Origin of the sequence: Chitinophaga sp. SYP-B3965, assembly GCF_009647655.1 — a bacterium.
Taxonomy (GTDB): Bacteria; Bacteroidota; Bacteroidia; order Chitinophagales; family Chitinophagaceae; genus Chitinophaga.
Genome location: NZ_WJFD01000007.1, coordinates 157,671 through 182,741 on the forward strand (window position 1 = coordinate 157,671; position 25,071 = coordinate 182,741).

26 protein-coding genes and 2 tRNA genes are annotated in these 25,071 nt (G+C 44.3%); 8 read left to right on the forward strand and 20 right to left on the reverse strand.

Annotated elements, in window-relative coordinates; all coding sequences use genetic code 11:
• Positions 1–37: 37 nt before the first annotated feature.
• Positions 38–1,297, reverse strand: coding sequence for a replication-associated recombination protein A (locus GFS24_RS26900; protein ID WP_153665223.1), 1,260 nt, complete (start codon positions 1,295–1,297; stop codon positions 38–40).
• Positions 1,298–1,299: 2 nt separating this feature from the next.
• A complete protein-coding gene (locus GFS24_RS26905) occupies positions 1,300–1,821 on the reverse strand; it encodes a hypothetical protein (RefSeq protein WP_153665225.1) in 522 nt (173 codons plus the stop codon).
• A 100-nt stretch (positions 1,822–1,921) separates the two neighbouring features.
• Between GFS24_RS26905 and GFS24_RS26910 the strand changes: the two genes are divergently transcribed.
• Together GFS24_RS26910 and GFS24_RS26915 are read left to right on the forward strand one after the other, a co-directional pair.
• Positions 1,922–3,976 (forward strand): M13 family metallopeptidase, encoded by a 2,055-nt coding sequence (locus GFS24_RS26910; RefSeq protein ID WP_216647562.1) that lies wholly within the window; start codon positions 1,922–1,924, stop codon positions 3,974–3,976.
• Between the two features lie 139 nt (positions 3,977–4,115).
• Entirely contained in the window at positions 4,116–5,927 is a 1,812-nt protein-coding gene (locus GFS24_RS26915; protein WP_153665227.1) for an alpha-L-fucosidase, read from the forward strand.
• On the opposite strand, the gene GFS24_RS26920 is transcribed toward GFS24_RS26915, so the two are convergent.
• The gene (locus GFS24_RS26920; RefSeq protein WP_153665229.1) at positions 5,905–6,555 is read right to left on the reverse strand and encodes a LysE family translocator; all 651 of its coding nucleotides are present in this window, start codon (positions 6,553–6,555) and stop codon (positions 5,905–5,907) included. The genes GFS24_RS26915 and GFS24_RS26920 overlap by 23 nt on opposite strands.
• A gap of 141 nt (positions 6,556–6,696) precedes the next feature.
• Between GFS24_RS26920 and GFS24_RS26925 the strand changes: the two genes are divergently transcribed.
• Positions 6,697–6,785 (forward strand) — tRNA-Ser (locus GFS24_RS26925).
• Positions 6,786–6,826: 41 nt separating this feature from the next.
• Positions 6,827–6,900, forward strand: a tRNA-Pro gene (locus GFS24_RS26930).
• Positions 6,901–6,974: 74 nt separating this feature from the next.
• Here GFS24_RS26930 and GFS24_RS26935 read toward each other — a convergent pair.
• From GFS24_RS26935 to GFS24_RS26970, 8 genes are all read right to left on the reverse strand, one after another.
• Positions 6,975–7,277: a hypothetical protein gene (locus GFS24_RS26935; RefSeq protein ID WP_153665231.1), complete on the reverse strand. Its 303-nt coding sequence runs from the start codon at positions 7,275–7,277 to the stop codon at positions 6,975–6,977.
• A gap of 3 nt (positions 7,278–7,280) precedes the next feature.
• Positions 7,281–7,580 carry a hypothetical protein gene (locus tag GFS24_RS26940; RefSeq protein WP_153665233.1) on the reverse strand — a complete coding sequence of 100 codons (300 nt, stop codon included), beginning with the start codon at positions 7,578–7,580 and terminating at the stop codon, positions 7,281–7,283.
• A 1-nt stretch (position 7,581) separates the two neighbouring features.
• Positions 7,582–8,643, reverse strand: coding sequence for a cell division protein ZipA C-terminal FtsZ-binding domain-containing protein (locus tag GFS24_RS26945; protein ID WP_153665235.1), 1,062 nt, complete (start codon positions 8,641–8,643; stop codon positions 7,582–7,584).
• Positions 8,644–8,717: 74 nt separating this feature from the next.
• The gene (locus GFS24_RS26950) at positions 8,718–9,362 is read right to left on the reverse strand and encodes a DUF6629 family protein (protein ID WP_153665237.1); all 645 of its coding nucleotides are present in this window, start codon (positions 9,360–9,362) and stop codon (positions 8,718–8,720) included.
• A gap of 58 nt (positions 9,363–9,420) precedes the next feature.
• On the reverse strand, positions 9,421–9,846 hold the full coding sequence (locus tag GFS24_RS26955; RefSeq protein WP_153665239.1) for an SRPBCC domain-containing protein: 426 nt from the start codon (positions 9,844–9,846) through the stop codon (positions 9,421–9,423).
• A 55-nt stretch (positions 9,847–9,901) separates the two neighbouring features.
• Complete coding sequence (locus GFS24_RS26960) at positions 9,902–10,663, reverse strand: LytTR family DNA-binding domain-containing protein (RefSeq protein WP_153665241.1); 762 nt, start codon at positions 10,661–10,663, stop codon at positions 9,902–9,904.
• Entirely contained in the window at positions 10,644–11,663 is a 1,020-nt protein-coding gene (locus GFS24_RS26965) for a sensor histidine kinase (protein WP_153665243.1), read from the reverse strand. The genes GFS24_RS26960 and GFS24_RS26965 overlap by 20 nt, the downstream gene beginning before the upstream one ends.
• 72 nt (positions 11,664–11,735) lie before the next feature.
• Positions 11,736–12,167, reverse strand: a complete 432-nt coding sequence (locus GFS24_RS26970; RefSeq protein WP_153665245.1) for an organic hydroperoxide resistance protein — start codon at positions 12,165–12,167, stop codon at positions 11,736–11,738.
• 239 nt (positions 12,168–12,406) lie between these two features.
• On the opposite strand from GFS24_RS26970, the gene GFS24_RS26975 reads away from it, so the two are divergent.
• The gene (locus GFS24_RS26975) at positions 12,407–13,174 is read left to right on the forward strand and encodes a thioredoxin family protein (RefSeq protein ID WP_153665247.1); all 768 of its coding nucleotides are present in this window, start codon (positions 12,407–12,409) and stop codon (positions 13,172–13,174) included.
• A gap of 41 nt (positions 13,175–13,215) precedes the next feature.
• Here GFS24_RS26975 and GFS24_RS26980 read toward each other — a convergent pair whose 3' ends face one another.
• The 7 genes from GFS24_RS26980 to GFS24_RS27010 form a co-directional block, all read right to left on the reverse strand.
• Complete coding sequence (locus GFS24_RS26980) at positions 13,216–13,968, reverse strand: CHAP domain-containing protein (protein ID WP_153665249.1); 753 nt, start codon at positions 13,966–13,968, stop codon at positions 13,216–13,218.
• Between the two features lie 96 nt (positions 13,969–14,064).
• Positions 14,065–14,958: a PD40 domain-containing protein gene (locus tag GFS24_RS26985; protein ID WP_153665251.1), complete on the reverse strand. Its 894-nt coding sequence runs from the start codon at positions 14,956–14,958 to the stop codon at positions 14,065–14,067.
• A gap of 29 nt (positions 14,959–14,987) precedes the next feature.
• Entirely contained in the window at positions 14,988–15,932 is a 945-nt protein-coding gene (locus GFS24_RS26990; protein ID WP_153665253.1) for a cytochrome-c peroxidase, read from the reverse strand.
• Between the two features lie 5 nt (positions 15,933–15,937).
• The gene (locus GFS24_RS26995; protein ID WP_153665255.1) at positions 15,938–16,294 is read right to left on the reverse strand and encodes a hypothetical protein; all 357 of its coding nucleotides are present in this window, start codon (positions 16,292–16,294) and stop codon (positions 15,938–15,940) included.
• Positions 16,295–16,321: 27 nt separating this feature from the next.
• Complete coding sequence (locus tag GFS24_RS27000) at positions 16,322–17,506, reverse strand: DUF1624 domain-containing protein (RefSeq protein ID WP_153665257.1); 1,185 nt, start codon at positions 17,504–17,506, stop codon at positions 16,322–16,324.
• Between the two features lie 4 nt (positions 17,507–17,510).
• The gene (locus tag GFS24_RS27005; protein ID WP_153665259.1) at positions 17,511–17,990 is read right to left on the reverse strand and encodes a DUF1772 domain-containing protein; all 480 of its coding nucleotides are present in this window, start codon (positions 17,988–17,990) and stop codon (positions 17,511–17,513) included.
• A gap of 13 nt (positions 17,991–18,003) precedes the next feature.
• Positions 18,004–18,543, reverse strand: a complete 540-nt coding sequence (locus GFS24_RS27010; protein WP_153665262.1) for a cupin domain-containing protein — start codon at positions 18,541–18,543, stop codon at positions 18,004–18,006.
• A gap of 270 nt (positions 18,544–18,813) precedes the next feature.
• Here GFS24_RS27010 and GFS24_RS27015 point away from each other — a divergent pair, with 270 nt between their 5' ends.
• Positions 18,814–19,629 (forward strand): LuxR C-terminal-related transcriptional regulator, encoded by an 816-nt coding sequence (locus GFS24_RS27015; RefSeq protein WP_153665264.1) that lies wholly within the window; start codon positions 18,814–18,816, stop codon positions 19,627–19,629.
• A 67-nt stretch (positions 19,630–19,696) separates the two neighbouring features.
• Here the strand turns inward: GFS24_RS27015 and GFS24_RS27020 are convergent, their stop codons facing one another.
• Both GFS24_RS27020 and GFS24_RS27025 read right to left on the reverse strand, forming a co-directional pair.
• Positions 19,697–21,493: an ABC transporter ATP-binding protein gene (locus tag GFS24_RS27020; protein WP_253906606.1), complete on the reverse strand. Its 1,797-nt coding sequence runs from the start codon at positions 21,491–21,493 to the stop codon at positions 19,697–19,699.
• Entirely contained in the window at positions 21,435–23,189 is a 1,755-nt protein-coding gene (locus GFS24_RS27025; protein ID WP_153665266.1) for an ABC transporter ATP-binding protein, read from the reverse strand. The genes GFS24_RS27020 and GFS24_RS27025 overlap by 59 nt, the downstream gene beginning before the upstream one ends.
• 147 nt (positions 23,190–23,336) lie before the next feature.
• On the opposite strand from GFS24_RS27025, the gene GFS24_RS27030 reads away from it, so the two are divergent.
• Together GFS24_RS27030 and GFS24_RS27035 are read left to right on the forward strand one after the other, a co-directional pair.
• Complete coding sequence (locus GFS24_RS27030) at positions 23,337–24,188, forward strand: helix-turn-helix domain-containing protein (protein WP_153665268.1); 852 nt, start codon at positions 23,337–23,339, stop codon at positions 24,186–24,188.
• 97 nt (positions 24,189–24,285) lie between these two features.
• On the forward strand, positions 24,286–25,053 hold the full coding sequence (locus GFS24_RS27035; protein ID WP_153665270.1) for an alpha/beta hydrolase: 768 nt from the start codon (positions 24,286–24,288) through the stop codon (positions 25,051–25,053).
• Positions 25,054–25,071: the final 18 nt, after the last annotated feature.

Sequence of the window (25,071 nt, forward strand, 5' to 3'; positions counted from 1 at the left end):
TACGCTGGTAATAATTTTAAACGATAACACCGCAGCCTTAATACCCATATTTCTCCTTCCACAATGCCTTCAAATACTTCCGCAATTCATCCTCCCGCGCATTCTTTCCCGGATCATAAAACCTCATCCCGCTCAACAGGTCCGGCAGATATTCCTGCTGTGAAAAATTATTCTCAAAACTATGTGCGTATTGGTACCCCTTCCCATATCCCTGCTGCTTCATCAATTTCGTTGGTGCATTGCGGATATGCAAAGGAACAGGCAGATCACCTGTTTGTGAAACTGCCGCCTGTGCTGCCCCGATCGCAGCATAAGAAGCATTACTTTTTGGAGAAGAAGCCAGGTAAGTAGCACATTGCGAAAGGATGATCCGACCCTCAGGATTCCCGATCAGGTTCACTGCCGTAAAACAACTTGTAGCTAACAACAACGCATTCGGATTGGCATTCCCGATATCTTCGGATGCCAGTATCACCATCCTGCGCGCAATGAACTTTACATCTTCCCCGCCTTCCAGCATCCGCGCCAGCCAATATACTGCTGCATTCGGATCACTGCCACGGATAGATTTAATGAAGGCAGAAATGATATCATAATGCTGTTCACCTGCTTTATCATAAATGGCTACCCGTTGCTGGGCAATGTCCATCACTTTTTCATTCGTAATAACAATAGGATTTTCGTCCTGCAAAGTATCAGCTACCAGTTCAAAAAGGTTCAGCAGTTTCCGTGCATCGCCACCGGCAATATTAAAAAGCGCTTCCGTTTCCTGCAGATCAAATGTTTTGGAAGCCAGCCATTCATCCTTCTGCATAGCCTGTGCCAGTAATTGTTTCAGCTCAGGTTCTCCCAACGGCCTTAACACATACACCTGGCACCGGGAGAGCAATGCCGCATTCACTTCAAAAGAAGGATTTTCCGTAGTAGCACCGATCAATGTGATGATCCCTTTTTCTACGGCACCCAGCAATGCATCCTGCTGTGATTTATTGAAACGGTGGATCTCATCAATGAACAGCACCGCATGCTGATGTTTAGCCAGGTCTATCACTTCCCTGATATCTTTTACCCCGGAAGAAATAGCACTGAGTGTATAAAAAGGTACCTGCAGTGTATGTGCAATGATATTGGCGATGGTGGTTTTACCAACGCCGGGAGGCCCCCAAAGGATCATGGAAGGTACTTTGCCTTGTTCAATGGCCTTTTGAAGGATGCTGCCTTTCCCGGTAAGATGTTCCTGGCCTACCAGGTCATCCAGGGATGCAGGTCTCAAACGTTCTGCCAGTGGTGCTCGCATGGTTATATATCTAATGTTATATCTTCTCTTTCTTCGTGCTCCTTCTTCCATTTTTTGAGGAAGATCAGAGACAATACTGCATTCCCCGCAATTGCCAGGCCATGAATACCTACCAAAACAGCAGCAACCTTTTTGATGGCGGATAACATACCCGGAGGTGGTTTTTCTCCACCCTGGAAACTGTTGGCGTCCATCATTTTGTTGAAATCTGCCTCCGAAATCGCAGAAACAGCTGCTGCACTGATAAATATATAGAGGCTATACAGGAAGCAGAGCACACTGAGTATGATAATAAAAGTATAGAAATTACTGCTGATCGTTACTTCCGGATCCTTCACCGCCTTTTGCAGATGCAGGCAAAGGATATTATGACAAAATACCACACCAATGGTGAGCATCGAGACTAACACTGCGGACATATTGGGCACCATCAGCAACGACATAAATACGAGCAGCAAAAAGAAGCCCACCACAAACAGGTTGCCATAGGTCAGAAAACGGAAAAAGCCGAATGAAAAGGACATAACGATTAACATTTTATCTCTGCAAACCTACGAATTATCTCCCCGATGATCCGTAAATGCCAAATCTTCAATAAATTTAAGCTTCTAAACCTGATCTTTTATGCATATAAACCATTCCACCGGGAGTTGGATGATAGCTGGTATGATCGCTGCCGCCTGTGCCACAGGCTGTAATACTGCAGCGCCATCCACTACCGCTGCTAAAATTCCCGCATTTGATACCACTTCCCTGGACCGTACAGTGAAGCCCTGTGACGACTTCGACGGTTTCTCCAACGGAAACTGGAAGAAAACGAATGTTATTCCCGGCACCGAGAGCCGCTGGGGCGCTTTTAATATCCTCGATAAGGAGAATAAAGAAGTGAGAATTAAGGGGATCATTGCAGATATTTCCAGCCGGAAAGATCTGGCCAAAGGTACCGAAGAGCAGCAGATAGCAGATTATTATACCTCTTTTATGGATACCGTTACCATCGAAAAGAGAGGTATCACCCCCCTGAAACCTTACCTTGATAAGATTGACGGAATAAAGTCCCTGGCAGATTATGCAAAAGTGACGGGCGATTTACAACAAGTGGGCGTAAGCACCTGGGCCGGTTTTGGCGTAGATGCAGATGCAAGGGATAGTAAAGTGAACGTAGTATATGGTGGCCAGGACGGATTGAGCCTGGGAGAAAGAAGTTATTATGAAAGAAATGACTCCAGCACCAAAAATGTACGCGATGAGTTTGTAGGGCACATCAACAAGATGTTCTCAATGGCAGGTTTCCCGGATAAAGACCCGGGTCAGACCATCCTGGCTTTCGAAACCGCACTGGCCAAACTGCAACTCACCAATGTGGAATTGCGCGATCCCGTTAAAACATATAACAAAGTAGGTTATAACGAACTCGCCAAACTGGCACCGGATTTCGACTGGGATGCTTTCACAAAAGAGCAAGGCATCACCACTGATTCCGTTGTACTGCAAAACAAGGAATACATCACCAACGGCAACAAACTGGTAAAGGCTACACCGCTGGAAACACTGAAAACATATACCCGTTTCCATCTGCTCAGTACTTTCGCCGGTTTCTTACCAAAAAGTTTTGACGATGAGGACTTCCGCTTTTTCGCCACCGTTATGACCGGCCGTAAAGCACAACGCCCTCGTTTAGACAGAGCGAACCGTTCTACAGATAACACACTGGGCATGCCTTTGGGTAAGTTGTTCGTAAAACAATACTTCCCTGAATCCAGCAAGCAGAAAGTATCTGAAATGATCGAGAACGTACGTAAAGTATATGGCGAAAGAATAGATAAACTCACCTGGATGAGCCCTGCCACCAAAGAGATGGCACATAAAAAACTCGCTGCCTTTACATACAAGATCGGTTATCCTGATACCTGGAAAGATTATTCCTCCATCGATATCCAAAAAGATAAACTGCTGGAGAATACAGTAAGTGCTGCTTTATACCGTACTGAGGAACGTAATAAGAAGATCGGCAAACCGGTGGACAGAAAAGAATGGCTGATGACACCGCAAACCGTAAATGCTTACTACAACCCATTGAATAATGAAGTAGTATTCCCCGCAGGTATCCTGCAACCGCCATTCTTCAACCCCGATGCAGATGATGCTATCAACTATGGTGGTATCATTGCCGTGATCGGCCACGAATTCACCCATGGTTTTGACGATCAGGGTTCTCAGTTCGATGCAGAAGGAAACCTGAAAAACTGGTGGACGGAAGAAGACCGCAAAAACTTCGATTCTTTGTCTAAGAAGTATATCAACTATTTCAGCACCCTGGAAGCCCTGCCGGGTTTCAATATAAATGGTGCATTAACAATAGGAGAGAACATTGCAGACCTTGGCGGATTAACACTCGCCTATTATGCATTGGTAAAATCCCTGGAAGGAAAACCAGAACCAGCTCCAATAGAGGGCTATACCTGGAAACAACGTTTCTTCCTGGGCTGGGCACAGGTTTGGCATGCAAACATCACAGATGCTGCATTGCGCAATCAGATCCAGACAGATCCGCATAGTCCTGCTCATTTCAGGATCAACGGCCCCTTACCGCATCTGGAAGAATTCTCCAGCGCATGGGGTTGTGGCCCGGATAGTAAAATGACACTGTCCGCCGATAAACGGGTAGTGATCTGGTAAATATTCAGCCGGTGCAGATAACAATCTGCACCGGTTTTTTCTTTTATGTGGAATCTCTGATCAAATAGTATTAGCAACCGGCAATTAACAGTTAACCTCATTCAGCAGCTTTTTTGATCTTGTACAAAATTTCCACCGTATGAACCTTCCACATTATCGAAAGGCCGCCTTTCTGGCGGGTAGCCTGTTCATCAGCAGTTTAACCGTACACGCCCAGCAACCAGATCAGCTTTGGGGAAAAAATGCCGAAGCCGGAAAAAGTGAAAAAGCAAAATGGTTCACAGAAGCAAAGTTCGGACTGTTCCTGCACTGGGGCCCTTACGCTCATTTTGCCGGAGACATCAGGGGAAAACGTTATTACGGTATCACAGAATGGATCATGCAGAGAGACAAAACCCCTGCAGCTGAATACGCCAAACTGGCCTCCGGTTTCAATCCCACCCAATTCAATGCAGAAGAATGGGTGGACATTGCCAAAGCAGCCGGTGTAAAATACATCGTCCTCACCTCCAAACACCACGACGGTTTTGCCATGTTCGATTCCAAAGTATCAGATTTTGATATTGTGGATGCAACGCCTTACAAAAAAGATCCCATCAAAGCCCTGGCGGCCGCATGTAAAAAAGCAGGCATCAAACTGGGTTTCTATTATTCACAATACCAGGACTGGCACGAACCAAACGGTGGCGGCAACACCTGGGATTTTGATCCTAAAACAAAAGACTACAGTTCCTACTACAAAAATAAATCCCTGCCGCAGATCACTGAACTACTCAGCAATTACGGAGAGTTAGGTATCATCTGGTTTGATACACCCGGCAACATGAGCAAAGAAGAGTCCGCCGCCTTCCTCGAAAAAGTACACCAGCTGCAACCCAATTGTTTGGTAAGCAGTCGCGTTGGAAATGGCCTGGGAGATTTCAAAGACTTTGGCGATGGAGAAGTACCTGCCGGCATTGTTAAAGGAGCCTGGGAAGCTATTTTCACCCACAACGACAGCTGGGGATACTCCGCCTTCGACCAGAATTTCAAAACGCCCAAAGAGATGATCCGCTTACTGGCGGAGGTAGCATCCAAAGGAGGCAACCTGATGATGAACGTAGGCCCCATGGGAAATGGAAAGTTCCCTGCCATGTCAGAACAATATTTCCGTGCTACAGGTGCCTGGTTAAAAAGGAATGGAGAAGGAATTTACCAAACCACCTATGCCCCCATCCCCGCACAACCCTGGGGCGTAATGACACACAAACCCGGTAAATTATACCTGCATGTATTTGCCCGCCCGCACAATGGAAAACTCCTGGTGCCCGGTTTCACAGGCACAGCAAAAAAGGCAGCCATGTTAGCGAACGGCCAGGCTGTCACCTTCCAGCAAAAAGGAAAAGACATTTGGTTGAATTTACCCACCACATTACCAGATGAACGCAACACCGTAATAGCCATTGAATATACAGGCGAACTAAAAGAACAAACAGCAGCGCCATTAACAGTAAGCGCACAATTCGAACGCACAGAATTATTAGCACAGGCTGCCATACTCAAAGGCAATGCACAAACAAAAAGCCTCACCCATAGCTATTACTTCGGAGACTGGAAACATGCCAATTGCATCGTAAACCAAAAAGATCCCGCAGATGTAGCCAGTTATCAATTACGGATCACAGATCCCGGAGATTATAAAGTGATGTTGCAATATGCAGCAGACACTGCCAGCGAAGGCCGCGAAGGTCTCTTAGAGTTAACGCCCGTTGGAAAAGCAAAACAGACCTACCCCTTCCAGGTATTACTAACAGGCAAACACGATACCCACAAGCCACTGTTATTCATCGATCAGGCGGTAGCCGTGGTCCATGTACCAGAACCAGGGGAATGGACATTACAAGTGCAGCCCGTAAAAGCAGGCAATGAATTATTCCGCTTGCAGAAGATTATTTTGGAGCCCGTGAATTAGAAGGTTGCATCATCAAAGTAAGCAACCCAAGGAAAATGTAAATAATGCCCGAGATATAGGCTTCCAGTTTGAGATAATAAGTATTGCCCTTAAGGTACTTACCCATGCGACCAGCCAGCAGTGCATAGAAGCCGTCCGTCATAAAGGCCAGCAAAGTAAATAAGAGACCAAAGAACAATACCTGCCCCGTCACATTACCAGTGGCGGGGTTTATAAATTGTGGGAGGAAGGCGAAGAAGAATAGTGCACATTTTGGGTTGAGGACGTTTACTACCATACCCTGCCAGAAAATAGCCTGCATACTTTGCTGCACTTTCAGTTGTTTTTGCTCTTCCGTTTTCTGCTTCCCGAATATTTTCTTCAGTCCCAGGTAAATAAGGTATCCTGCACCCGCATATTTCAAAAGGGCAAAAGCCATAGCAGAGGCCATGAGTATAGCCGAAACTCCCAGGGATGCTGCAAATGCATGCACCAAAGTACCCGCCTGGATACCGCAAACGGAGATCAATCCGGCTTTTGTACCCTGTTCCGTACTGCGGGTAATGATATAAAGAACAGCAGGACCCGGAATGATCAGCAGGATCAGGGCTGCAGTGATGAAAGCGAGGATGGTGGAGACTTCAGGCATATAGTAGTATTGCTATTTAAATATACCGAAAATTGCTGTTTTGAGCAGATCTGATCATCATTATTACAACCTCGTTATATTTTTTCAACTTCCTTTTGGTAAATTGTAAATAATTCCTATTTTTGCAACCCCGCAACAGAGGGAGAGATGCCTGAGTGGCCGAAAGGAACGGTTTGCTAAACCGTCGTACGGGTTAAACTGTACCGAGGGTTCGAATCCCTCTCTCTCCGCAGAACGGGAATAGTTTTATCGGCTATGAACGTTAAAAGTTCGGGAAGTGGCGCAGGCCGGTAGCGCACCTGGTTTGGGACCAGGGGGTCGCAGGTTCGAATCCTGTCTTCCCGACATACAAGTTGCAAAAAGCCTTCAGGAAACTGGAGGCTTTTTTGTTTTATACCATGTTGGGAAAGCATATTAGCCTATTGAAGCAAATTCTCCTTAAACGAATTAATATTAAAAAGCCCCAACTTCTGCCCTCCATACAGATCATAAACATCACACCCAAACTTCGACCTTAACACTTTTAACACAGGCTTTAATTGCTCCCAAGTTGATTCAGTGGCATTATTCATCGGAATGCATATCCCAATAGCATCACCATTATTAATCCCCAGCCCAGGCATGGGCACTAATTCAAAATCCAGATCGCTACTAAAAATAGAGGCATGGATCTTTTTATAATCCAGCCTTTTAGTCGTTTCTGCGATAATATTAAAAGCCATATGCTATGATTTAACGATCGTTATGGACAATGCATCAGGTCTGGGATACCTGCTTTTAAGTGTACGCTCAATTAGATGGCAGGCAGCATCGTCTATCTCCTGACCACGAGCATCTATCTTTATCACATGTATTGGATTGGGTGGTAAATGATGATCGTAGTGCAGCAGCCGGCCCAGTATAAATCTTATGGTCCTGTTAACTTTATCCGCTGAGGAAAGATCATGATTATAAATAAAATAGAATTCATTTTCGGATGATTTTGCAGCTTCCGGCGTTACATGCCCCCAGTTTAATATTTCCATGTTAGTAGATTCTTAAAGCCTTTTCTGACCCTGGCACAATTCCTTTAGATTTCATTTTGTCGATCAGGTTAGCCAACCGCTCTTTCTCTTTTGCTTCATCAAATGGTTGCCCCGATTCATTTAAAAGAGTTCCACCCAGTTTTTTCTGACAATACTTTGCCGCTTCAAGCATAACAACAAAAATATTTTGGGGATCAGCGCTTCTGGGAATTAAAAAACTAAAACGTAGATCACCAGGATTCATTTCTCCATTCCGAATATTTTCCGGCAGAAAGTATCCCGGCTCTGTATCAGTCCAAACACTGAAATGTTGATCATCCCCATAATCAGTGTTATTATTCCAATGGAACAGATCCCCATCTCCCCATTTTAAACCAGTGCAGATCAAAGCATCCCAGGCAGCAAGCCCGTTAAACGACTTTTCGCTTTGTAGTATAATAGTAGCTTCCTGGCCAAACACTTTAGTTTCTAACTCCGAAATTTTTTTGCTTTTTTCGATGGCGTTGCTCATCGGCTCTGCCGGTTCAAGTGAAATTTTGGAAGGGTAGTTCTTTATATTTTTGTTTAACAGGGTGATATACTCCTGTAATTTTTCATGTGCAGAATCATTCAGGTGGATCAGATCAATAGCAATTTGAATCTTGTCATAAGTTGCAGATGATTCGCTTGCCGTCACAAAAGTCCAGCGCCCTTCTGTTGCTGAATGACCATAGACCGTAAATCCAGATTCCTTGCCAAATAGTTGCAATAGTTCTGCCGTCCTAAAAACCGAATCAGTCAAAAGATTGACATTTATGATCCATTCAATTTCAGGGTCAGCTTTGTATTCAACTATTTTAGGTGCATGTTTTGGGAAGGATAATTTACTGGTATCTAAGATAGAGGATGCATCTTCAGAAGGTTTATCAAGGTTCAATGACTTTATCCTGTCATCACTTTGCCCTTGTGTTGATATGAAGTAGTCGGCTTTAGGAGCAGCGCTGTTTTTAGATCGGGTAAAGAAATAGGCAATAATAAGGCCCGATAGGATTAACCCGGCAACGATGTATATCATCTTATTCATAAGGCATGGGAATGTTTGACCATATCAAATATATCGATATTTTACTCATCCCCCATCAGGATCCATATACACCTTCACAACTTTTTCCTCATTTCTATAATAGCCAGCAGCACGATCATACTAATAACAGCCGCAAAATAACACCATACCGATATCAGGTACTCGCCGTAGAAAATCGCGGAGATAATGAATGCGATCAGAATGATGATGCCTATCAGCCGCATCTTTTTATTGCTGGAAGCAAGGGGGGAAATAATAGTAGAAATACCATAAACAATACCACTATACCATCCACGTGCATAAGGATACTTAAACTCGTATTTGATATGATGACCAGAAACAACGGCAGTCACGTCATAAGTGAACAAACAATAAGAAAGGTAAATAGCGAATAGGATACCTATCCCCAGCGTAACGCGTAATATCTTTTTACGAACAGGATCCTTCTCAATCAGCAGGATACTTAAAGGCACAAAAACAGGCCATATCACTTGTGCAAACAGGAGAAAGGTATGGATGGAGAATTGCTGCCATGGCATATATGCCGGGTTGGAGAATGTCAGCCAGAGTATGCCCTCGTCAAATTGTTGAATGGAGAAGAGCAGGGGTATACATGCCAGTATTTTTTGTGGGATGGATTGAGCTTTATACAAGGATACAACACCAATTCCCAGCAGGATAGTTCCAGCGGAAAAACTGGCTTCAGCAGAAAAACACATGATCCTCCTTCTTTAATCTCCAACAGCATTATCAAAGATCATTTACCGGGAATACCGGCTATAACAAGGTAAGCTTAATATCCCGTAAGTATTGTTTAAAGCTTTCCAGAACAGCCATGCAGAAAAGCTCCTGATCTTTCTCCGGCAGCCCATTTGCCGGATCAAAGGTTTCCGTAATGTTAGTCCCGGTGCCTGTCTCACTGAAAACATTCGTCGTTTTCCTGCCATCAGTAAGTGTATAGCTGATCATGGAAGGATACATCACCTCATCATAAGCCCCCTTAAAATCAAGACCATCACTTCCATCTTTTGCTTGCATCACAAAAAGGAAACTACCACCGGGCCGCAAGTCATTTTCCACCCTGGAAGTATGCCAGTCTTCAGAAGGCTGGTTCCATTTAATGATGTGCTGTGGCTCCGTCCAGTATTTCCATACTTCGGCTACAGGAGCATTGATGAAGATTTTTACTGTTATCTTTCCCATACAGTAAATTTACCAGGATAGATACATCTGAAGAGGGGGATTTTACGACAAAATGTTACCTGCTTTCCAGCCAGCTCAAAAAACCACTCGTCTTTTCCTTCCCGATCAACAACTTCTCAGGACTCGGAATCACCAGTTTCACCAGTAACTTCCGGGCAAAATAATGTTCCACTTCCTTGATCGCAGTAAAGTTGATCAGGTATTGCCGGTTGAGCCGGAAGAATTGTTTGGGAGATAACATGCCCTGCACCTGGTCCAGCGAATGGGTAAGAGGATATTCCTCCTGCTGAAAGGTCATGATCATCGGCGCATCATACTTGATATGAATAAAGGCGATCTGTTCTGTTTGTATTGTAGTGTATTTATTGTTCTTAAAAACCAGGAAACTTTTCTTCCCTTCATCCAGCCCGATCTTTTTTAACAACCCATCCAGATCCGGTTGCGCATTTTGCTGGAAGAAGTTCTTAAAATTATCCACCTTATCAAAAGCATCCTGCAGGTCTTCTTTGGAGAATGGTTTCAGCAGATAATCGATCCCGTTAGCTTTGATGGCATCCATGGCATATTCACCATATGCTGTACAAAACACGATCGGGCAATTAATTTTAACCGACTTGAATATCTCAAAGCTCAGTCCATCAGAAAGCTGGATGTCCATAAAGATCAGGTCCGGCATTTCGTTTTGGGTGAGGTAACTAACGGTACTTTCAATGCTCTGTAACTGTGCCAGTATCTTAGCATCAGGCCTTATCTTAGAAATGAGTGCTGCCAGTGACTTTGCTGCTTTAATCTCGTCTTCAACGATGATGATGTTCATAGATGATGGGGAGTTTGATGGTGAATAATGTTTCACTGGCGTGAATTTCTATTTTCCTATCTAAAAGATGAATATAACGTTGGTTGATATTTTCAAGCCCCATTCCCATAGAAGCTTCCGGCGTTCTTTTTAAGAAAAGTTTGTTTTCAACTATGATGAAATCCTTTTCTGAATATACGCGTATCTGCAAAGGGTGCTCCAGGGATACAACATTATGTTTGATACAATTTTCAACCAGAAGCTGCAAAGTAAAAGGTGGTATTAACGATGGATGATGCTGATCATCAATATCGATAGAAAGATCAATGCCCTCTTCAAAACGTGCTTTCAACAGGAACACATAAGCCTTCAGTATTTCCAGTTCTTCAGAAAGTTTGATCAGGTCCTGTTTCCGGCTTTCCAGCGTGAATCGGTAAAAATCAGAAAGTTTTAAAATGAATTCCACCGTATGGGCATCACCACTTTCTACCATGTATTTGAGCGTATTCAAGCTATTGAATAAAAAATGCGGATTTACCTGCTGTTTGAGCAGTTCATATTGCGCGCCCAGGTTATCTGCTTTTGTACGTTCCAGCTCAATACCTACCTGCTGATTCTGATAACTCTGGTACAACAGGTGAAGGAACATATAAAACGTAAGGTTCACAAGGATACCCCTTATTTCTATCATCAGCATCACCGGCCCGAAATTCAAATGAGATAACAGGAACTGCTGAACTAAAGCCAGGATAAACATCACCACGATACCAACCGCCAGGCTTTTGATCAATCGCATGGTAGAGAACCCACTCGCAACATCCTTTGAAGAATAAGCCGGCACCATAAGGATATTATAGTACCATACGAAGAGAGCAAATAGAAACGTGATGACAGCATTAACAATGGCCTCGTAAGGATTAAAATGATGTTCCGCAATTTTGGGAACAGAGGTAAGCACACCCAGCAAAAGCGAACTTAGCCATATTATCCTCGTGGAAATCCTAAACGGTTTCTTATTCATATCCTGCTAAATTATTGCATACAGAGGAGAATGTCAGACCTGCCTGATAAACATAGGCAGGCCAGATATATATCAGATCAGATTGATCGCTACATTGATATTACCCCTTGTTGCTTTAGAATAAGGACATGTCTGATGCGCAGCATCCACCAATCCCTGGGCTACTGCACGATCCAAACTCGGCAGGCTAACATTCAAACGGGCCTGCAGGAAATAACCACCATTAGCACTACCCAGGTCTACTTCTGTATCAACCGCCAGGTCTTCCGGAAGGGTAACCCTTGCTTTGGCTGCCGCAATCTTCATTGCGCCAATGAAACAGGCAGACCATCCGGCCGCAAATAACTGCTCAGGGTTAGTACCTGTACCTCCTGTACCAGGAGAGGAGAGTTTAATATCCAGAATGCCATCAGAACTGCGGGAAGCGCCATCACGGCCACCTGTAGTATGTGTTTTGCCTGTGTAAACTACTTTTTCGATTTGTGTGATGTTATTGTTTTCCATTTTTTTAATTGTTTCCTCAAAAGTAGTCCTGTTCCAGCCAGCCACCAACCACCAAATATCTCAAGTGGACAAAGTTGCCCCTGAACCAGTCATTTCAGAACCTGGGGAATTTCAGATTAAACAGGCGAAAACTACCGCCGGGCTTCTGCCAGCCTCAGCCTCCATTTTGCCGGACTCAGGGGATAGTCCTTTTAAATCATTCACCACCCGGGTAATTTTGTCAAAAAATAACAATGGATATGAAATCACTGATGCTTGCCGGTAGCTTAGCCGGCGTATTAATTATATCAGCTGCATTCATGAGTCTGCAGGAAAAACAGGTCATTAAAAAAATACAAACAATGGAAAACAGTAAAGGTTTTGCAGTAGTGGAGCTTTTTACCTCAGAAGGATGTTCCAGCTGTCCACCGGCTGATGAACTGATCGAAAAGATCGAAAGGGATAATAAGAACCAGCAGATCTACATTATGGCCTTCCATGTTGATTATTGGGACCACCAGGGCTGGAAAGATAAGTTCAGCAACCGGATGTTCTCAGAAAGACAACGCCAGTATGCGGATTGGCTGGGGCTCCGTACCATTTATACACCACAGATCGTGATAAATGGAACAACCGAACATGTTGGTTCAGATCAAGGTCCTATTGTAAGAGCCATTTCCAGTGGTTTGGATCAGCAGGTAGAAAACACATTAATATTAGAGGGCAAGGTAGAAGAGAGTAAACTGAAAGTAGAGTATAAAGGAATCAAAGAAGAGAAAGGAGCAGAACTGGTATTGGCCCTGGTGCAGAAATCAGCACACAGCAATGTAAAGGCCGGTGAAAATTCAGGCAGGAACTTATCTCATGTGCAGATAGTGCGCGAATTACATCGTGTTGATCTGAACAGCGGGAAAAGCATCATCATGAATTTACCCAATGATTTTAATGAGAAAGGCTGGGAGTTGATCGGCTTTGTACAACAGAAAAAAGATGGGCATATTACTGCAGCGGCGAGGTTTGGTTTTTAAGAACGAAGGGCAGCATTATTACAATGCTGCCCTTTTTATAATTATTCATAAATAATAAACCCCTTCTCGATCGCATTGATCTTCCTGAACTTTAACCGGAACACCCCAATTCCATTACTACTACCGGAAGGATTACTATTACCTTCTATCGTTTCAATAAATCCATCACTCACCGCGGTAACTATGCCTGTATGCCCTAATCCGCCACCATGGTCTTTAATGAAGATGCTACCCGGTTTGATCAGCATCGGATCATTGATGGCTTGAGCCTTGGTGATCTTTGTCGCTTGTGTTTTGTTCCAGTGTGCCAGACAACCTGCCGTTTTAACAACAGGGTTCACTATACTGAGTGTACCTGCGGCCTCATTAAAACACCAGTATATAAATGCTGCACACCAGAAACTGCCAAGTGGCGTATTGGTACTCCGCAGGTAGGCATCCACTTCTGCACCTCTGTTACTGCCAGGTGGTTTTTCCATCACACCGATCTGGCTTTCAGCTACTTCAATCGCTTTAGCCAATAAACCGGTAGGCGCAACGTTTTGTACAGGCGCTACATTATCAAACAATATCTCCCAGGTAATGGAGCCAATCTTACCATCCGTGATAAGCGGATTACCAAATCTGTCACGGTGTAAGGCCTGGAATTGTTTAACCGCGGCCGTGGTTTTAGGACCAAAGGTACCTGTGGCTTCAAAATCGCCGATGCCTAATGCCAATAAACGTTGCTGAATAGCTTTTACAATAGTGCGGTCTGTTTCACCGGCTTTAATGATCCTTTTGGGGAATTCCATAAATTTCTGATTTTGGGGGTTGGGAAATGAACACTTTTGGGGTAATAAGTTCGGGAATTAACTAGTCCTGCCTGATGATCAAAGATAATAGATAATTTATAAATTAACCCATTTCAGCAACGTCTCCGTCCTCATCCACTTCACATCCCGCCGGCTGCTAAAAAAGAAATACCTGAAATCCGGCGAAAAATAAGAACAGTATTCATAAGTACTCGTGTTAAACGGCAAACCCATCGACCGTACTTCGGCCCATTGCCCATTTTTGTCTTTCCTGGCCAGGTAGAGATCCCCTTCCCCAAGTCCCTCTTTACGATCCACAGAAGTATAGATCATAAAATCTTCCTGTTGGGATAAACATGGATCGTGATCAGAATAAGCCGTATTTATTTTAGGCCCAAGATTTTGAGGCTGACCATATTTCCCGTCTGCAAGTTTGCTGACATAAAGATCCTCAAGGCCATATCCCCCTATCCTGGAGGAAGCAAAATACAGATCACCGCCGGGGGAGAAGGAAACGTAATATTCTGTACTGTCCGTATTCACAGACGATAAGTTTTCCGGCGTTGCCCATTTACCATCAGCTAAAGGTTTGATAAACCATATATCAAAATCCCGCAGCGTATCCGAAGCATTCTTTGGCAGATCAGATATGAAGTAAAGATAACCATCAGGTCCAAAGGCCGGGTCTGCCATAGAATAAGCGGTATCGTTGAATGCAGCTTTGATAGCTTTCGTCCATTGCGTACCATCGTGACGGGATACATAAATAGCCCATTTCCTGTTCTGTGACCGGGTGAAATAAAAGGATTTGCCATCGGGAGAAAAGGCCGCATTAAAATCAATGGAATCCGCTCCGGAACAAACGATCCCTGGTAAAAAAGAAACGATGGAATCTGCAGGGGGAGGTGTTGGATAAGGAATAGAAGTATCGCGGCTACTTTTACAGTGGATGAACAACAGGGTTATGACCAAAGTATAGAATGCTTTCATGTAAACAAATATAACAAAGAGCCCCCGGTTTACCGAAGGCTCTTTGCAAATCGCTTATCCGTTAATGAAACAAGGAATGTCAGCAGGTCTTTCTTCTCAGCTTCAGTGAGTCCCAATGGCTTAGCCAGTATAGTATCCCTGTCAATGCCCTTCGTAACAACTTTATCAGGCTCATTATAAAAATCGATCACCTCGCGAAGTGTCTTAAACATCCCGTTATGCATATAGGGAGCAGTGATCGCTACATTACGTAGACCGGCAGTTTTAAATTTACCGGTTTCCTTTTTATCCCCTGATATAACAGCCCGTCCGCTGTCATTCAGTTCCAAACCATTGAACAAACCAATGTTGCGGAATTCATTGGCTGTAAGATCAGCACCAAAATGACATTTAACACATTTCCCTTTCTCATTGAAGATCGCAAAACCTCTTTTCACGGAATCACTTACCGCATGTTCATCACCGGAGAACTTCCAATTATCAAAAGGACTGTCACTGGTTTCCAGCGTACGTTCAAAAGCTGCAAGTGCTGCTGCCAGGTTTGTACTGTCCGGTGCAGTGTTAAATATCTTCCTGAAATACAGCTTATATTTTTCATTCGCATTCAACCGCTGAATGGCTGTTGCGATGGGAAGGTCCATCTCATCCGGATTTACAATAGGAGCCAGTGCCTGTTCCTCCAGGCTTTTGGCTCGCCCATCCCAGAAGAATGTACGTTGTGAGGTAATGTTCATGGCAGAGGGTGTGTTCCGCACACCTTTTCTACCTTGGACACCCAGGCTTACAGCAGAAGTATCTGCAAAAGCAAATGCCGGTTTATGGCAACTGGCGCAACTGATGGTCCTGTCCCTTGAAAGAATGGGATCAGAGAATAACAGTTCGCCTAATTCTGCCTTGTTAGCAGGCTCCTTACTATAGAAGGAAACCTGCGTAACAAAGAGAACAACGATAGCTAAGAAAACAAACAGTTTCATACACACTATTTTACTTTGCCCATCACCAATCTGATCATTCTTTCCCGCCTTTTGTCGCAACTGTCTGCAATGGGTTTAAACCGAAGAGAATCTACATTACTGAAGAACTCGATCTTGTACACACCCTTCATACCATCACAGCCATTATCTACGAAGGTGAATGTATCATCCTTGTATGTATACGTGCCGGACACAAATGGCTTCTTGTTGATGTATCCTTCAAAATTACTGTCGGACTTAAAGAGCAGGCCCATTACTGTTCCTTTATCAGAGGGTTTGGTTTCCCATCTGCCTGTAAGTTTATCTTCGGGGTGAAAAACAGCGAACATCATCGCTACAATGGAGACCATTAAAACTTTCATAATTATTGATTTAAAATTGAAAAAGAATTATACATACCTTAACCACCACTGCCCTTTGTGCATCCGTTTGAATTGGCCAAACCATTTGCAAGGGAGATATAACAGCAGGATCACAAATACCCAGATGGCATACACCACCGCGAGATCAAAACCAAAATCATATGGCCTGAACAAAAATGGCGAACTGGCTGTGATGGCTTCATGCCAGGTGTGCCCGGTGGCAAAGAACAACACGCCGGTAATAACATGGATCAGGAAAAAATGAAGTACATAATAAAAGAACGCCACCCGCCCAAATACAGCCAGCCGATCTGCTACCCAACCCTTCTTGTTTTCCAACGCGGCTAACAATAGCAAAACAGGACCAAGCGTCATACAACCATATTGCAGTGATACCGGGTATTTCGTCACGTTTAGAAATGACATCACCGTAAACAACCCATTCTTTTGTTGTGACCAGGGCGACGGATCTCCATAAAGATTAATGAAGCGCAGCAAGAAGAAAAGGAGGATAAAAGCGATGCCTGCGGATACCAGTATCTTTCTCCGCCGCAGGGGATCAACATCCTTTTTATAGACAGCGCCAAATGCGTATCCCAGTAACATAGTACCTGTCCATGGCAGAACGGCATAGACCAGCAAAACAGATCTGTTGCTCACTATAAAAGCGTCCGTATGTGTTGTGAACAGGAATTTCAACAGTAGATTCTCCTGTGCCAATGGGAAATAATCCAGGATATTATGCCCGAAGAAAAGCATACATCCTATTATAAGTATCACCTTATAGGAAGTCCTGATCAATAGTCCAAGTAATACCATGCTCCATCCTGTAGCCCAGATCACCTGTAATACAAACATGGGATAGCTGGGCTGGAAAGTGAGGCTGAAGGAAACGATCAATAATTCAACTACCACCAGCCACAATCCGCGGGTGATCAAAAATTCCCCTTGTTCACGTTTCGTTTTCCCCTGTCCGATGATGTGGATAGATATACCGGCAAGGAAAATAAAAGTAGCAGCACAATAATGGCTGATCCAGCGCGTAAAGAATAATAGGGGAGTGGTAGTAGCGAGATTAGTTGGCTCATCTGTCAATGCTGGTAAGTGTAAAAGATGGCGGACGTGACCTAATGCCATGATCAGCATCACTGCTCCGCGCAGTACATCGATAGCAGTAAAACGTTGCTGCTGTTGGGTTAATGCGATATTCATACAATCATTTTTTTCTCAGCCATACGGATAACACCACCAGGAAAAAGGCGCCCATCATCAGTAATAGCCGTACGTTAAAAGCCTTTATTACTTTCATTTTGATGTCCTGTACATCAGATGGAAGATTGCTCAGGTCCCAGCCTTGTATCAGCCGGTTGAGCGGATGATTTACATTTAAAGTAAAAGCGATATCACCTATCACTACAAAAAATGCAGATAACATCAACCAGAAGGACACCGTCCGCCATTCTTTAAATAGCAGGATCGTGCTGGTCATAACAGCGAATAAAAGAAGCGGTCCGAATATGGGCATCCTGGCACCCATAAAACCGTCTATCTGCTGCCAGTATTCTGCAAAGCTGTGGTCGCTTAATTTTACCAGGGCGGGATTTCCTCCCATGGCAGTAAAGAAGCCAATGCCTCCGGAAAGCCCGGATAAAAAAGTAGTGATGGCAAGGCTCAACTCAATCCATTTAGTACTCATTGGGGTTGTTTTTTTATTTACAATATTTTAAGATCAAGGCTTTGTCAACGCCTTTTTTCTTCGCTTTCACCGCTAAGTAGGAAAAGAATGGTTTTAATAAAGAAAAGAAACCAGATAAATAAGTATTTCCCATTTCCATGATCAAAGCAGCTGCTATCAGGCTTTTAGGCATTCCTTTCTTATCTGTTAATCCATCTGTTGCTAATCCATAAGCAATGCGCAATGCATACTCCATCCCTTCATGACCTGGCGTGAACTTTACAGTGAAAGCGATCTCCTCTTTCCCCGGATTGAAAAAGTTATGTACTTCTCCAATGGGCACTACATAATGTTCACCGGGTTTCAGAAAGAGCTTTTCATGACGCAGCTGTAATCCTAATACACCTTTTACGGCTGTAAATGTTTCTGTGAACCCCGTATGGTGATGCGGGGGATTTCCACCGCCAGGCATGAGTGTTAATTCTGCCAGTGAATATTGATGACCTGTTTCCGCGGATGTTTCAAGGAACGTGACCGTATCCTTGTAGATGGGGTTAATAATTGTTCGTTGCATATCTCTTTTTGATTTATTACGATGTTGGGGTCCCTGAAGTATTTAACCTGTGGGCAGGCAGCACCTTCCTTTATGCGCTGCCTGCTGACACAGGTTCCTATCCTTCCTGACACAAAATTACCCGCAACGCAGCCCCTGTACAATGGTATATTAATACTATCCCCGTATCCCCAGATTTGGGGATTGCCGGGGAAAAACAATGGGAATAGATTTGTTATTGCCGGATTAACCTACTGACCGGCCAGCCGATAACTATTTTAATTGTACCCCATGCACACTCCACTTGCAATTGCCAGAAAGGTGAATAATATGGTCGCATACACCATTCCCGGTCTTCTTCAACGGGAGGACATTCATGATGAGATCATGCATACCCTCTCTAATATCCAAAAGATCTTCCCCCGCTGGGTGATCTGCACTTGCCGATTCATGCACACTGGCTTTTTCTATATCAGCGATAATGCACAGGAAGCTCTCGGTTTTGACGCAGAGATCTTAACCAATGCATTGAATATGGAAGTCTATTTTAGCCGGCTCCATCCTGCAGATCTGGAAGATTACAGTAAAGGCCTTCAACGGATGGGCAGCCTGTATCATGAAACCGATCCGGAGGAACGGCATAAACTTCGCTTCATCTTCAATTACAGGATGCAGCATCCGGATGGCAGGTATATGCACATCCATGATGAAAAAGCCATGCTCCCTGTTAAAGATGATCTAAACCTCTATTACATGCTGCTCCGCGATATCAGCCAGGAAGTACCTTTCTCTGGTATCAGGATGACCGGTTATACAGATAACGGGAACAAAAAAGTAATGGAGTTTAACGCGTCCGCAGAAACTGCCAGCCAGCTTTCTCCAAGGGAGAATGAACTACTCCCCCTCATGAAACAAGGCCTTTCTACTAAAGAGATCGCTTATACATTAGGCATCAGCCACAACACTGTGAGGAATATGCGGCAAAAGCTGTTTCAAAAATTCCAGGTGAACAATGCCATTGAACTGCTGAATAAGATAGACACACCCATGCAAAGCATGTCTGCTATCATGGGCGAGCGGGAATGGGGATTGTCTTCTGCGGTGTAGTGTAATAAAAGTATCATACCCAAAACTACTTTGGGTAGAAGATCCGGTCAATAGTAGATTAATACCATCAGCTCTCCCTTTTCTCATGCAGCAGCATATTCACCGCATGATCAAGAGACCCCGCCCGTTGCACTTCTCCTGCATTCACAAAGTAGATCTCATCCGCATTCTCAATTGTATTGAGCCGGTGCGCAATGATCACACGTGTAGTTTCCGGTGGCAGGTTCTTTAAAATGCTTTCCAGTAACTGTTCTGTAACCGTATCAATGTTAGCAGTAGCTTCATCCAGTATCAGCAGTTCCGGTTTCCTTAGTATTGCGCGGATAAAAACGATCAGTTGTTTCTGCCCGAGACTAATAGCATCACCACTCGCCAGCACAGGAGTTTCCAAACCATTCTCAAACCGGGATAAGAGGCTTTCCAGGTTGGCTTCCTGCAATACTGCTGTTAGTTGTTCATTGGAAAGTGCTTTATATTGCTCATTGCCATACAGGATATTATCCCGGATGGTGCCACTGAACAGGAAGGGCTCCTGTAGAATGAAACCTATCCTGGCACTGCGTTCTGAAGGTTCGTACGTTCTAAGGTCTTTTCCGTTAAGCAGTATGGTGCCCTTTGTGGGATCATATAACCTGGCCATTAAAGAAGCCGTAGTAGTTTTGCCGCCACCGGTGGGCCCTACCAATGCATAGGTCTTACCACGTTCCAGTTGAAAGTTGACATGATGCAACACCGCTTTCCCATCCGGGTAAGCAAAATATACATCCTGGAAAGCCAGTACGGAACCATTTCCGTTAACGGAAGTGGTAGCCGGCAATGTTTCCAGGTTGGATTCCATGGAAAGGATCTCTGCTATCCTGTCCCAACCCGCTAACGCTACCTGGAAGTTGGCCCACAAAGCTGCCAGCTGACGAATAGGATTATAAAAGTTGGTCACATAAGCGAGGAAACTGATCAATAACCCCACTGTAAAATCCCCGCTGGCTATCATATAAATACCATATACCAGTACGATCATCTGTCCGATCTGTGCAGAGAAACCAAACACCGGCGTAAAGATATTGCTGGATACACCAGCTCCAATGGCAGCCTTGTAATTCTTAGCATTCGTTTCTTCAAAACGTTCCCTGAAATAATCCCGGCGATTGAAGGCAATGATCACTTTAAAATTATTCAGGCTTTCTTGTATCTCGGAACTCAGCTCACCCGTACTTTTCATATTGGCCGCATTCTTGCGTCTTACCCAGGGAGAGATGAGTCGTGTGAAAAGTAATAATAGTAATGCCGGTAAAAGAGAAGCAGCGCCTAAACGGAAATTGATAGACAATAGGAAGATGCCGGCGCCTATCATCATAAAGATACTGCTGGAAAATTGTATCAGCGACTGAGAGAAGAACTGGTTCACCTTTTCTGTATCATTATTGATACGGGAAATAAGATCACCTGCCTTGTTCTGGTTAAAGAAAGCTACCGGCAGTTCCTGCAACTTACCAAACACAGCATTGCGCAAATTGTACAGCATACGTTGTCCAATACTACCCATCAGCCTTCCCTGCAAATAGTTGGCACCAAATGCGATGAGGTACATCACGAACAATATACCACAGATCATCAGCACACCGGAGTATTGCTTAGATTGAATGTAATGGTCAATAGCATATCCTGCCAACACAGGACCAGTAAGGTTCAAACCTGCACTCACCATCACGGCCAGGAAGGCCTGCAGCAGGTTTTTCTGCTCTGCCCCCAGGAACTGGTACAGCTTTTTCAATGCAACCCAGGTGCTTGGTTTTTTAGTAGATGGTTTATTCAGGTTGTAATTCATAATGACTCGTACTGCGTTGTGATTGATAGATCTGTACATATTCAGGGCAGGTTTGCATCAGTTCAGGATGCGTGCCTTTAGCCACCAATTCTCCTTCCATGAGCAGTATGATCTGATCATACTGTTCCACATCGGCGATCTTTTGTGTAACAGAAAGTAACGTGATATCCGGGTAGTTGCGTGCTACATTCTCCAGGATTTGCTGTTCTGTATTTTTATCTACCCTGGCTGTGAAATCGTCCAGTAATAATATTTTCGGTTGAATGGCCAATGCTCTCGCCAGCATGATCCGCTGCTTCTGGCCACCGGATAAACTGGACCCGCGTTCTGAAACGATGGTATTTAATTTATCAGGAAGAGAGGCTACAAAATCTTTCAGTGCCGCTGTCTCAATAGCCTTATCCATGGCAGCATCTGTAACCATTTCATTAAAGGCAATATTCTCCCGCAGGCTGATATTGAAAATGATGCTGTCCTGGAATACCAGCCCTACCTGCTGATGCAGTGCCTCTTTCTGGTATTCATTGATATCCCTGTCATCATAAGTGATCGTACCCGCATTCGGTTTTACCAGGTTGGTCAGCAGATAGAGCAATTGTGTTTTACCAGCAGCGGTAGGCCCAATGATAGCTGTCCGTGATCCGGCTTTAATGGAAAAGGAAACATCCTTTAGTACGAACTTTTGCCCGTATTGCAGTGTGATGTTGTTGAGTGCTATATCTCCGTTGAGAAGTTCGGTAACGGTTCCTGGTTCAACAGGATCCGGTGTAGACAATATACCTTGTATGCGTGAATAAGATGCGCCTGCCTGTGCGATCACATTGCTCATGAAACCTATCAGGATAATAGGAAAAATGAGCATGGACAAATAACCGTTAAATGCTGCCAGGTCACCAAGGCTCATACTGCCGGTAATAACAAAATGACCACCCAGCGCCAGGATGGATAAAGTAGCCATGCTGGCTGAAAACCAGATCACCGGTATCAGTAAGGAAAATAACCGCATGATAGAAAGCCCTATATTCCGCGCATCTTTATTAGCCGCTACAAATTTATCATACTCCGGTTGCTGCGCATTCAACACTCTTATCAGTGCGGCACCCAATATACTTTCTGTGATCACTTTGTTCAGCCAGTCTATCACTTCGCGGGCCTTCATATACAACCCCCTTACTCTTTTCAGGATCAGGTAAAAAGTAGTGCCGATCATGGGGATGATCATTAGTACCACCAGTGCCAGCGGCCAATCTATAGTAAACAGGAGCACACTGGCTCCTATAATAATAAACACAGAAGAAGCGATGGACACAATGGCCATGGACACAAACATCTTGATAGAATCTATGTCGGACGTGAAGTTCGTGAGCAAACGGGAAGGGTTGGTTTCCTGTATGTACGCATAACTTTGCCGGGATATCCGTTCACTCAACCGGGTCCGCAGATCCCTGGCCACCCGCTCTGAAGCATAAGTTTGCACCAGGCTTTGCAGGTAGGCGAAGATGAAAACGAAGATCCCCGTCAGCGAGAATTGTATGATGATAGTCCTCAGCGTCAACTGCCCTTTTTCTATGGCATCGATGCCATGGGAGATGATCTTGGGAATGATCAGATTCAGGCCATTGCTGAGTATCGCCAGTACTACAAGGAGGATGATCAATCCCTTGTATGGCTTCACAAGCCCCATTAATCCGGGTGGCTTGCTACGGGCATGGTCTTTTCCGGTTGCTTTTTTCATGAAAGAGTGGTCTGGAGGAGAAAAATGGCTCTAAAGTTCGGCAATTTCTGCGAAAATGTTGAGTTTCAAGGTTATCAAATGATGTACAGGATTGGTAAAATGACCAGTACCGTTAGTAAAACACAATATTCCTATCTTTAGTCCCTCATGAAACTAGCCATCACAGACCAAAAAACCGGGGGTGATCTCCTGCTGCTTGCAGGTGAACAGGATTTTGACCGTCTTTTTTATACCAGGGACCAGTATAAGAAGTATTTCACCATAGCCTGGAATTGCGGCGAAAAACAAACCGTAACAATAGACGGCGAAATACATGATTTCCTGCCGCATACGATCATGCCGCTCATGTTCAATCAGTCTTTCTATTTTGAAAAGGCCGCCGATATTGTGGCCTGGCAGTTCAATCGGGAATTCTACTGCATTGTGGACCATGATGCGGAAGTGAGTTGCGTGGGATTTTTATTTGGATTTGGTAACCCTATGTTTGTTCATTTGGATGAACAGGCACAGGAGAAAATGCAATTACTGCTGAGCATTTTTAAAGAAGAGTTAAAAACGAAGGACAATATCCAAAAGGAGATGGTCCTCGTGTTACTAAAACGACTGATCATCGTAATAACAAAATTAGCGAGATCAGAACACATTCCGGACACGCAACTGCATGACGATCGGCTTGACCTGTTCCGCAAGTTTAATTTAATGGTAGAAGGTAGCTTCCGCACGGAACATTCCGTTAATTATTATGCGCAGTGTTTAAATAAATCCCCCAAAACATTAGCGAACGTTTTTGCACTCTATAACCAGAAAACGCCCCTGCAGGTGATCCAGGGCAGGATCATTATAGAGGCCAAACGATTGTTATATCATACAAAGAAATCGGTAAAGCAGATCACCTATGAGCTGGGCTTTGAAGACCCTGCCTATTTTAGCAACTTCTTCAAGAAACACACCTCCTTATCCCCAGGCGAATTCAGGGTTAAAGACTCAGTAGGGAAATAATTACAATACTCCGGGAAGTATCCACATTTTTCAAACCCCTTATCCATCGCACCTTTGTACTGTTGATGCAGCATAAAAACATCAACATACAAACAAGATGAAAAACAAACTTTTCGCTACCCTGACTATCTTATTCGCTGTTCTTGGCTCAGCTATCGTTACTCAAGCCCAGACCGTAAAAAATGTTGTATTGGTACATGGCGCGTTTGCAGACGGCTCCGGATACAAACCCCTTTATAACATCCTCACCAAAAAAGGCTACAACGTAACCGTGGTACAGAACCCCTTAAGCTCACTGGAAGATGATGTGGCCGCAACAAAAGTGGCATTGGATAAACAGGATGGCCCTGTTATACTGGTAGGCCACTCATGGGGCGGCACGGTAATTACGGAAGCCGGCAACCATCCAAAAGTAGCTGGCCTGGTTTATATCGCCGCTTTTCAGCCTGACCAGGGAGAAACAACCGTACAATGGTTACAAACAGCCCCTCCGGCTCCTGAAAATGGGGTATTGCCTCCGGATGATAAAGGGATCGTTTATTACGACAAAGCAAAGTACCATGCAGGCTTTTGTGCAGACCTGAGTAAGGAAGAAGCTGATTTTATGTATGCCTCCCAGGGCGCTTTTTATGCTAAAGGTTTTATAACCCCCATCACCAAAGCCGCCTGGAAAGATAAACCCAGCTATGCAGTAGTGGCTACAGATGATAAAAGCATCGCTCCGGAGATTCAGCGGAACATGTACAAACGCTCCAATACAAAGGTGACCGAGGTAAAAGGCAGCCACGTAGTATTCATCTCCCAGCCAGCCGCAGTGGCCAAAGTAGTAATAGAAGCAGCTAACAATGTATTGAAGGCTAAATAGCCAAATTCAATGCCCGAT

Excerpts from the sequence above, each read along its gene's own strand:
- GFS24_RS26900 (WP_153665223.1), bottom strand. The coding sequence starts at position 1,297 with ATGCGAGCACCACTGGCAGAACGTTTGAGACCTGCATCCCTGGATGAC.
- GFS24_RS26905 (WP_153665225.1), bottom strand. The coding sequence starts at position 1,821 with ATGTCCTTTTCATTCGGCTTTTTCCGTTTTCTGACCTATGGCAACCTG.
- GFS24_RS26910 (WP_216647562.1), top strand. The coding sequence starts at position 1,922 with ATGCATATAAACCATTCCACCGGGAGTTGGATGATAGCTGGTATGATC.
- GFS24_RS26915 (WP_153665227.1), top strand. The coding sequence starts at position 4,116 with ATGAACCTTCCACATTATCGAAAGGCCGCCTTTCTGGCGGGTAGCCTG.
- GFS24_RS26920 (WP_153665229.1), bottom strand. The coding sequence starts at position 6,555 with ATGCCTGAAGTCTCCACCATCCTCGCTTTCATCACTGCAGCCCTGATC.
- GFS24_RS26935 (WP_153665231.1), bottom strand. The coding sequence starts at position 7,277 with ATGGCTTTTAATATTATCGCAGAAACGACTAAAAGGCTGGATTATAAA.
- GFS24_RS26940 (WP_153665233.1), bottom strand. The coding sequence starts at position 7,580 with ATGGAAATATTAAACTGGGGGCATGTAACGCCGGAAGCTGCAAAATCA.
- GFS24_RS26945 (WP_153665235.1), bottom strand. The coding sequence starts at position 8,643 with ATGAATAAGATGATATACATCGTTGCCGGGTTAATCCTATCGGGCCTT.
- GFS24_RS26950 (WP_153665237.1), bottom strand. The coding sequence starts at position 9,362 with ATGTGTTTTTCTGCTGAAGCCAGTTTTTCCGCTGGAACTATCCTGCTG.
- GFS24_RS26955 (WP_153665239.1), bottom strand. The coding sequence starts at position 9,846 with ATGGGAAAGATAACAGTAAAAATCTTCATCAATGCTCCTGTAGCCGAA.
- GFS24_RS26960 (WP_153665241.1), bottom strand. The coding sequence starts at position 10,663 with ATGAACATCATCATCGTTGAAGACGAGATTAAAGCAGCAAAGTCACTG.
- GFS24_RS26965 (WP_153665243.1), bottom strand. The coding sequence starts at position 11,663 with ATGAATAAGAAACCGTTTAGGATTTCCACGAGGATAATATGGCTAAGT.
- GFS24_RS26970 (WP_153665245.1), bottom strand. The coding sequence starts at position 12,167 with ATGGAAAACAATAACATCACACAAATCGAAAAAGTAGTTTACACAGGC.
- GFS24_RS26975 (WP_153665247.1), top strand. The coding sequence starts at position 12,407 with ATGAAATCACTGATGCTTGCCGGTAGCTTAGCCGGCGTATTAATTATA.
- GFS24_RS26980 (WP_153665249.1), bottom strand. The coding sequence starts at position 13,968 with ATGGAATTCCCCAAAAGGATCATTAAAGCCGGTGAAACAGACCGCACT.
- GFS24_RS26985 (WP_153665251.1), bottom strand. The coding sequence starts at position 14,958 with ATGAAAGCATTCTATACTTTGGTCATAACCCTGTTGTTCATCCACTGT.
- GFS24_RS26990 (WP_153665253.1), bottom strand. The coding sequence starts at position 15,932 with ATGAAACTGTTTGTTTTCTTAGCTATCGTTGTTCTCTTTGTTACGCAG.
- GFS24_RS26995 (WP_153665255.1), bottom strand. The coding sequence starts at position 16,294 with ATGAAAGTTTTAATGGTCTCCATTGTAGCGATGATGTTCGCTGTTTTT.
- GFS24_RS27000 (WP_153665257.1), bottom strand. The coding sequence starts at position 17,506 with ATGAATATCGCATTAACCCAACAGCAGCAACGTTTTACTGCTATCGAT.
- GFS24_RS27005 (WP_153665259.1), bottom strand. The coding sequence starts at position 17,990 with ATGAGTACTAAATGGATTGAGTTGAGCCTTGCCATCACTACTTTTTTA.
- GFS24_RS27010 (WP_153665262.1), bottom strand. The coding sequence starts at position 18,543 with ATGCAACGAACAATTATTAACCCCATCTACAAGGATACGGTCACGTTC.
- GFS24_RS27015 (WP_153665264.1), top strand. The coding sequence starts at position 18,814 with ATGCACACTCCACTTGCAATTGCCAGAAAGGTGAATAATATGGTCGCA.
- GFS24_RS27020 (WP_253906606.1), bottom strand. The coding sequence starts at position 21,493 with ATGTACAGATCTATCAATCACAACGCAGTACGAGTCATTATGAATTAC.
- GFS24_RS27025 (WP_153665266.1), bottom strand. The coding sequence starts at position 23,189 with ATGAAAAAAGCAACCGGAAAAGACCATGCCCGTAGCAAGCCACCCGGA.
- GFS24_RS27030 (WP_153665268.1), top strand. The coding sequence starts at position 23,337 with ATGAAACTAGCCATCACAGACCAAAAAACCGGGGGTGATCTCCTGCTG.
- GFS24_RS27035 (WP_153665270.1), top strand. The coding sequence starts at position 24,286 with ATGAAAAACAAACTTTTCGCTACCCTGACTATCTTATTCGCTGTTCTT.